Genomic DNA, 6,395 nt, shown 5'->3' on the forward strand with positions numbered 1-6,395 from the left:
GTCCGGGACACGTACGACCTCGGTCCCGGGCTGGCGGCGGGGCTGGAGGCGGGAGAGTTCGAGGCGGCGAAGGCGGACGACGGGGACTCCGGGAGCGGCACCGGCGACGGCGACGACTTCGACGCGCTCGACCGGCTGTAGCCCGCTGCGGCGAGGTCTCCCGTCCCCCCGCTACAGCCAGTCGGCGTCGGGATCGACCCGCCCAGCCGGCGTCTCGCCGTTGAAGACGGCGGCGACGTCGGCCGCGCCGCTCCGGTTCAGGTCGTTCTTGGCCTCCTCGCTGTACCACGCCGCGTGGGGCGTGACGACGGTGTCGTCACGATCGACGAGCGGGTCGTCTTCTGGGGGTTCCTCGGCGAGCACGTCGAGGCCGGCGCCCTTGATCGACCCGGACTCCAGCGCGTCGAGCAGCGCGTCGGCGTCGACGACCGGGCCGCGGCTCACGTTGACGACGACCGAGTCCTCGCCGAGCCGCGCGAGCGCGTCGGCGTCGACCATCCCTCGGGTCGCGTCGGTGAGGGGCGCGTAGACGCCGACGTGGTCGGCGCGGTCGAACAGCGCCTCGAACTCGACCTTCTCGACGCCGTACTCCGCCATCTCGTCGGCGTCGACGAACGGATCGTGGGCGAGCAGTTCGGCGTCGAAGCCGACGAGCTGCTCGGCCGCGCGCCGCGCGATCGGCCCGAAGGAGAGCAGCCCGACTGTCGACGCGCTCACGCGGCGGACCGGCCGGCCGGTCTCCCAGCTCCAGCCGCCGGCGGCGACGTCGTCGTCGTACGCTTTCAGCGAGCGCAGGCAGGCGAGCAGCAGCGAGACGGAGTGGGTCGCCACCTCGTCGGTGCAGTAGTCGGGGACGCGGGTGACGGTGACGCCCCGGTCGGCCGCGGCGCCGACGTCAATGTTGTCGACGCCGACGGCAGACCGGACGACGACCTCGAGATCGAGCGCCGCGAGCGCCTCGGCGGTGACGGGCGTGTTGATGTCGGTAACGACCGCGTCGGCGCCCGCGGCCGCCTCGATCACCCGCTCGGCCGACCCCAGGTCGGCGACCTCGATCTCGACGGGCTCGTCGACGCGCTCGCCGAGCACCTCGCGGTACGTCTCCGGGTCGATCATCGGGAACGACGACAGGACGACCTTGGCCATGGAGGCGCTTCACCCCGCTCTCACTTGATGGCTGGTATTGACGTTGTTAGGGACTCAAACGTCTATTTTCGATCGTGATGGTCCGGGCGACAGCGGTCGTCCCCGATGCGTTTCCGGAGGCTCTTTGCGCGCCGGGCGACTACGCGTTCCCGTGACCGACGAGAGCTCCTCTAAACCCCCGATGCTCGTCCTCTTGGAGTCGCTGGCGTTCTACCGGAACGTCCGGATCGGGCTCGTCGCGGGCGCCGGGCTCGCGCTCCTGCTGTACCTCGTCCGGACGCTGGAGCTGCTCGGCCCCGTGATCGATACGCGGGAGTACCCCCTGTTCGGGCCGGACGTCTGGTTCCTGTTCCTCGCGTTCGTGCTGGCGGCGACGTTCGCACTGTTGGTCGCCGTCGCGCTCACGATCGCGGAGGCGGCGCGGGGAGCCGGTGAGGCGTCGACAGAGCGGGTCGAGTGAACCGACGCGCACGCCGCTCGGCGACACGAACGACCGAGAGGTCGGCGCGACCGGTCGAGTTCGGATCGGTTGAGTCCGGATCGCCCGTCGCGTTCAGTCGGCGGTACAGGAGGCGTCGCACTCCTCGCCGGTGAACTCCTGTGCGGGCTCGGTGAGCTTGTAGAGGTTCTGTCTGGCGTCCGCGAAGTAGACGTCCTCGTCGACGACCCCGATCCCTTCCAACCGTTCGAGGGCGTACCGAACGGTTCGGGCCGACAGCATCGACTCCTGTACGATGCCCTTCTGTGTCAGCGGGCCGTTGTATTCGAGCACCTTGAAGACGAGTTTGGCGCTCGGCGGGAGGTCGTCGAGCCCCTCCGTTTGGGTTCCTTCCATCGTTACGATTCGAAACCGCACATCGGCATAAATGTTGATGGCCCGCGGTCCGATTTTCGGGATTTCACCGCCTTACCCGGATTATGTTGCTGGTTCCTGCGTTGACAACCAGCAATTTCCTCCGATTTATCCCGTTCGACTGACCAGTCAGTCAGCGATGCGGCTCGCGCGCGCTCCGGCTCGCATCCGATCGGCCGCCCCGGTTCGCTTTGTTCATCGCCCCCGCCCGCCTCGCGCCGCTCGCGTCTCTCCGGCCTCACACGGCCCCCGGTTCGCGTCGGCCTCACGCGTCGTTCCCGCTCGACGCCGACGGTCCCGAACGCACGACGGTCGGAACGAACGGCTTTTCACGGGCGCTCGCGGATCCGTTGGTATGAGCGACGACTCGGGCATATCCGGCCACGCGCGCGGCGTGGTCGTCACGACGATCTGCTGTCTGGCGGGGATCGCCGCCGGCGTCGTCTCGGCCGCCTACGTGGGCACGACCGTGGCCGCCGCACAGAGCACCACGGTCGTGCTGGTGCTCGGCGCGTTCGTGCTCGCCCAGTTCCCGCTGTACAAGGTCATCGGCGTCGGCGACTTCGGCGTCAAGGACAACCTCTACGTGGCGTTCCTGACGTTCACGCTGTGGTTCATCAGCTACACCGTGCTGGCGACGTCCGGCGTGCAACTGGTGGCGTGAGATGGCGGACGACAGTATCGCCGTAGTCGACCTCGATCGGTGTCAGCCCGACCGCTGCAACTACGAGTGTATGAAGGACTGCCCGCCCAACCGGACGGGCAAGGAGTGCATCACGGAGCGGGGCGAGGACACCGAGGAGGGCGACCCCGACCAGATCCACATCTCCGAGGAGATCTGTCTGGGCGAGACCTGCGGCATCTGCGTCAACTCCTGTCCGTTCGACGCGATCGAGATCATCAACCTCCCCTCGGAGCTGAACGACGACCCTGTCCACCGCTACGGCGACAACGCGTTCTCGCTGTACGGGCTCCCGACCCCCGAACCGGGCAACGTCACCGGCATCCTCGGGCCGAACGGGATCGGGAAGTCGACCGCGGTCCACGGGCTCGCCGGCGAGATGGTCCCGAACCTCGGCGACCACGAGAGCGACGGCGACTGGGACCGCGTGCTCGACCGGTTCCGCGGCACGGGACTGCAGAACTACCTGAAATCGCTGCGGGACGGCGACGTGAGCGTCTCCCGTAAGCCCCAGTACGTCGACCAGATCCCCAAGCAGTTCGACGGCAACACCCGCGAGCTGTTAGAGCGCACCGACGAGCGCGGCGCGCTCGACGAGCTGATCGAGCGGCTCAACATCGCCCCGGTGATGGACCAGGACATCGACTCCATCTCCGGCGGGGAGCTCCAGCGCGTCGCCATCGCGGCGTGTCTCGCCCGCGACGCCGACTTCTACTTCCTCGACGAGATCACTCCCTATCTCGACATCGGCCAGCGGATGATCGTCGCCCGCCTCATCCGGGAGCTGGCCGACGACGACGCCGCCGACCGCTCGATGCTCGTCGTCGAGCACGACCTCGCTATCCTCGACCTGCTCGCCGACACGCTCCACGTCGCCTACGGAGAGCCCGGCGCGTACGGGGTCATCACCGACCCCAAGTCGGTCCGGAACGGGATCAACGAGTACCTGAAGGGATACCTCGACAACGAGAACATGCGGATCCGCCCCTCCGCGATCACCTTCGAGGAGCACGCGCCCCGCGTCGCCTCCCGGAGCGAGACGCTGATCGAGTATCCCGACCTCTCGAAGTCGTACGGCGACGGCGAGTTCGAACTGCACGTCGAGGGCGGCGCGATCAACCACTCCGAGGTGCTCGGCGTCGTCGGCCCGAACGGGATCGGGAAGTCGACGCTCGCGAAGCTGTTCGCGGGCTCGCTGGAGCCGGACGAGGGATCGCTCGACTTCGCGCTCGACATCGCGTACAAGCCGCAGTACATCGAGATCGACCAGCCGATGCGCGTCGACGCGTTCCTCTCCTCGATCACCGACGAGTTCGGCTCCTCCTACTGGAACACGGAGGTCGCCCAGCCGCTCCAGTTAGAGCGGATCATGGAGCAGAACCTCGCGGACCTGTCGGGCGGCGAGCGCCAGCGCGTCGCCATCGCGGCCTGCCTCTCCGAGGACGCCGATCTCTACCTGCTCGACGAGCCCTCCGCGCACCTCGACGTCGAGCAGCGCGTCCGCGCGACGACGGCGATCCGCCGGTACGCCGAGAACCACGACGCGACCGTGATGGTGATCGACCACGACATCTACATGATCGACCTGCTCGCGGACCGCCTGATGGTCTTCGACGGCGAGCCGGCCGAGCGCGGCCGCGCCGCGCCGCCGCAGGACATGCGCGACGGGATGAACGAGTTCCTCGCCGATCTCGACATCACCTTCCGCCGCGACGAGCGCACGGGCCGCCCCCGGATCAACAAGCCGGGCTCGCAGCTCGACAGCAAACAGAAGCGCGAGGGCGAGTACTACTACTCCGGGTGACGGGCGGTCCTCATCGCCGGACCGATCCGCCGTATCGAAGCGATTAAGCACGGAACCCGCGAACGACGGGGTATGCAACACCTCATCATTCGCGGCGACCCCGGGATCCGGCGGGACGCGGTGATCGAGTACGACGGCGAGGAGCTGGTCTGTTTCGGTATCAACGTGCAGGGCGGCTGGCACGGCCCGGACGAGCCCCAGCTCTGGTGTACGGTCGGCAGCGCGGACGAGCGCGAGGCGTACGACAAACGGGAGTACGTCCCGCACTGGCTCGACGTCGACGCGGTCGACGCCGAGGAGGTCGACGTGCTGAGCGAGAAGGGCAAACTGTCGGTCTGAGGCCGCGGTCTGTTCTACGCTACGCTCCGCGCTACACCGGCGGGTCCGCCAGCCACGCCTCGATGGCGCCGGCCATCGCGCCGCGGCGGTGGATCTCTTCCGCCTCGGGGTCGACGACGGTGCTCTCCGTGCCGGGCGCCTCGCCGTCGTCGATCACCGCGCCGACGCCGTCCCGGATCCGGTCGTCGAGGTCGGCGGGGTCGGTGACGCTGCCAGTCCCCGAGACGTTCGCGCTCGTCGCGGTGAGCGGGCCGGTCTCGCGGAGGAGCGCCCTCGCGACCGGCTGGTCGGGCACGCGGATCCCGACGCGGTCGCTGCCGGCGGTGAGCGCGTCGGGGACCGCGTCGCCGCGCTCGACGACGACCGTCACCGGGCCGGGGAGGAACGCCCGGGCGAACGCGACCGCGAACTCGGTGGGGCGAGCGCAGCGGAGCGCGTCGTCGACGCTGGCGACGCCCAGCGAGAGCGGCTTCGACCGGTCGCGGCCCTTCAGCTTGAAGGCGCGCTCGACGGCGTCGGGGTCGAGCGCGTCGGCGCCGAGCCCGTACACCGTCTCCGTCGGGTAGACGACGGGCTCGCCGTCGGCGACCGCCGCGGCCGCCCGGCGGACGTCCTCCCGGCGGCTCGCGGCGTCGCGGCCCGGGTCCGCGTCGTGTCTCGGATCCGGCTCGGATCCGGGCCGAGGCTCCCGGTCGTCGGTGTCGTCCGTCACGGGCGATCGTTCGGTCGCGACTTAAAAAAGGATGACGTGTATGGGCGGGGCGGTCGCACGGCGGAGACCGCCGGCGGGATCGGTCGGGCCGGCGTCGATGACCGTCTCGGTCGAGCCGATGTCGACGACCTCAGTCGACGAGCCGCCCGATCGCGTCGTCGATCGCCTCGGCGTCGGGGAACTCGGGGTGCTCGCTCGCGACCCACGCGTACTCAACGGTGCGGTCGGAATCGAGGAGGAACACGGCCGGTCGGGTCTCGGTGACCCCGGTCATGCCGTCGATATCGTGAGCGACGCCGTACTCCTCGATCACGCCCGCGCCGGGGTCCGAGAAGATCCGGACGCCCTCGCCCCGCTCGGCGAGTAGGCGCTTGTGGGCGTACGGCGACGAGATCGAGAGGCCGAAGACATCGACGTCGTCGGCCCACCCGTGGTCGTCGATCGTGTTGTAGAGGTACGTCGCCTGGAAGGCGCCGTCCATCGGGTGGAAGACGAGGAGCGTCGGCCCGTCGACGACGTCGTCGAGCGCGCGGTCCTCCCAGTACTCCTCGTTCACGAGGGGTCGGGTGAAGTCGGGCGCCGCGTCGCTCTCGGCAACGTGGTCCGTCTCGGGCAGGGAGACGACGTCGAAGTCGGGCATCTCAGGCACCTCCCTCGTCGGCTGCGCGGCCCCCGTCTGTGGCCGCGTCGTCGGCTGCGCGGCCCCCGTCTGTGGCCGCGTCGCCGTACGTCCCCTCCAGGTACTCCACGATATTCGCGCTCTCGGACATCGTCACGCCGGTCTCGCGGTCGACGATCGCCGGCACGCTCCGGGCGCCGGAGACGCGCTTGACGACGTTGCGCTCCGAGTGCATCGGCT

Annotated in this window: 9 protein-coding genes; 4 read left to right on the forward strand and 5 right to left on the reverse strand. The window is 69.4% G+C overall.

The annotated features are described in order from the left end of the window. Positions 1–171 precede the first annotated feature (171 nt). Positions 172–1,146, reverse strand: coding sequence for a C-terminal binding protein (locus tag SD626R_RS07195; RefSeq protein ID WP_092565175.1), 975 nt, complete (start codon positions 1,144–1,146; stop codon positions 172–174). A gap of 181 nt (positions 1,147–1,327) precedes the next feature. Between SD626R_RS07195 and SD626R_RS07200 the strand changes: the two genes are divergently transcribed. Continuing rightward, positions 1,328–1,606, forward strand: coding sequence for a DUF7536 family protein (locus tag SD626R_RS07200; RefSeq protein WP_092565189.1), 279 nt, complete (start codon positions 1,328–1,330; stop codon positions 1,604–1,606). Positions 1,607–1,699: 93 nt separating this feature from the next. Here the strand turns inward: SD626R_RS07200 and SD626R_RS07205 are convergent, their stop codons facing one another. Further along, on the reverse strand, positions 1,700–1,981 hold the full coding sequence (locus SD626R_RS07205) for a MarR family transcriptional regulator (RefSeq protein ID WP_092565177.1): 282 nt from the start codon (positions 1,979–1,981) through the stop codon (positions 1,700–1,702). Between the two features lie 373 nt (positions 1,982–2,354). Here SD626R_RS07205 and SD626R_RS07210 point away from each other — a divergent pair, with 373 nt between their 5' ends. From SD626R_RS07210 to SD626R_RS07220, 3 genes are all read left to right on the forward strand, one after another. Beyond that, positions 2,355–2,663, forward strand: a complete 309-nt coding sequence (locus tag SD626R_RS07210) for an EMC6-like membrane protein (RefSeq protein WP_092565179.1) — start codon at positions 2,355–2,357, stop codon at positions 2,661–2,663. A gap of 1 nt (position 2,664) precedes the next feature. Then, entirely contained in the window at positions 2,665–4,485 is a 1,821-nt protein-coding gene (locus SD626R_RS07215; protein ID WP_092565181.1) for a ribosome biogenesis/translation initiation ATPase RLI, read from the forward strand. Positions 4,486–4,557: 72 nt separating this feature from the next. After that, positions 4,558–4,824 carry an HAH_0734 family protein gene (locus SD626R_RS07220; protein ID WP_092565183.1) on the forward strand — a complete coding sequence of 89 codons (267 nt, stop codon included), beginning with the start codon at positions 4,558–4,560 and terminating at the stop codon, positions 4,822–4,824. Positions 4,825–4,855: 31 nt separating this feature from the next. On the opposite strand, the gene SD626R_RS07225 is transcribed toward SD626R_RS07220, so the two are convergent. From SD626R_RS07225 to SD626R_RS07235, 3 genes are all read right to left on the reverse strand, one after another. Beyond that, positions 4,856–5,536, reverse strand: coding sequence for an L-threonylcarbamoyladenylate synthase (locus SD626R_RS07225; protein WP_092565185.1), 681 nt, complete (start codon positions 5,534–5,536; stop codon positions 4,856–4,858). Between the two features lie 130 nt (positions 5,537–5,666). Then, on the reverse strand, positions 5,667–6,176 hold the full coding sequence (locus SD626R_RS07230) for a redoxin domain-containing protein (RefSeq protein WP_092565187.1): 510 nt from the start codon (positions 6,174–6,176) through the stop codon (positions 5,667–5,669). A gap of 1 nt (position 6,177) precedes the next feature. Further along, positions 6,178–6,395, reverse strand: a 218-nt coding sequence (locus tag SD626R_RS07235) for a glutathione S-transferase N-terminal domain-containing protein (protein WP_176697293.1), incomplete at its 5' end; no start/stop codon positions are given.

It is taken from the genome of Halorubrum sp. SD626R (genome assembly GCF_001261915.1).
Lineage (GTDB): Archaea > Halobacteriota > Halobacteria > Halobacteriales > Haloferacaceae > Halorubrum.

What these genes read in the sequence shown, in the direction of transcription:
- SD626R_RS07215 (WP_092565181.1), top strand. Translation starts at nt 2,665, where the DNA reads ATGGCGGACGACAGTATCGCCGTAGTCGACCTCGATCGGTGTCAGCCC.
- SD626R_RS07220 (WP_092565183.1), top strand. Translation starts at nt 4,558, where the DNA reads ATGCAACACCTCATCATTCGCGGCGACCCCGGGATCCGGCGGGACGCG.
- SD626R_RS07195 (WP_092565175.1), bottom strand. Translation starts at nt 1,146, where the DNA reads ATGGCCAAGGTCGTCCTGTCGTCGTTCCCGATGATCGACCCGGAGACG.
- SD626R_RS07210 (WP_092565179.1), top strand. Translation starts at nt 2,355, where the DNA reads ATGAGCGACGACTCGGGCATATCCGGCCACGCGCGCGGCGTGGTCGTC.
- SD626R_RS07230 (WP_092565187.1), bottom strand. Translation starts at nt 6,176, where the DNA reads ATGCCCGACTTCGACGTCGTCTCCCTGCCCGAGACGGACCACGTTGCC.
- SD626R_RS07200 (WP_092565189.1), top strand. Translation starts at nt 1,328, where the DNA reads ATGCTCGTCCTCTTGGAGTCGCTGGCGTTCTACCGGAACGTCCGGATC.
- SD626R_RS07205 (WP_092565177.1), bottom strand. Translation starts at nt 1,981, where the DNA reads ATGGAAGGAACCCAAACGGAGGGGCTCGACGACCTCCCGCCGAGCGCC.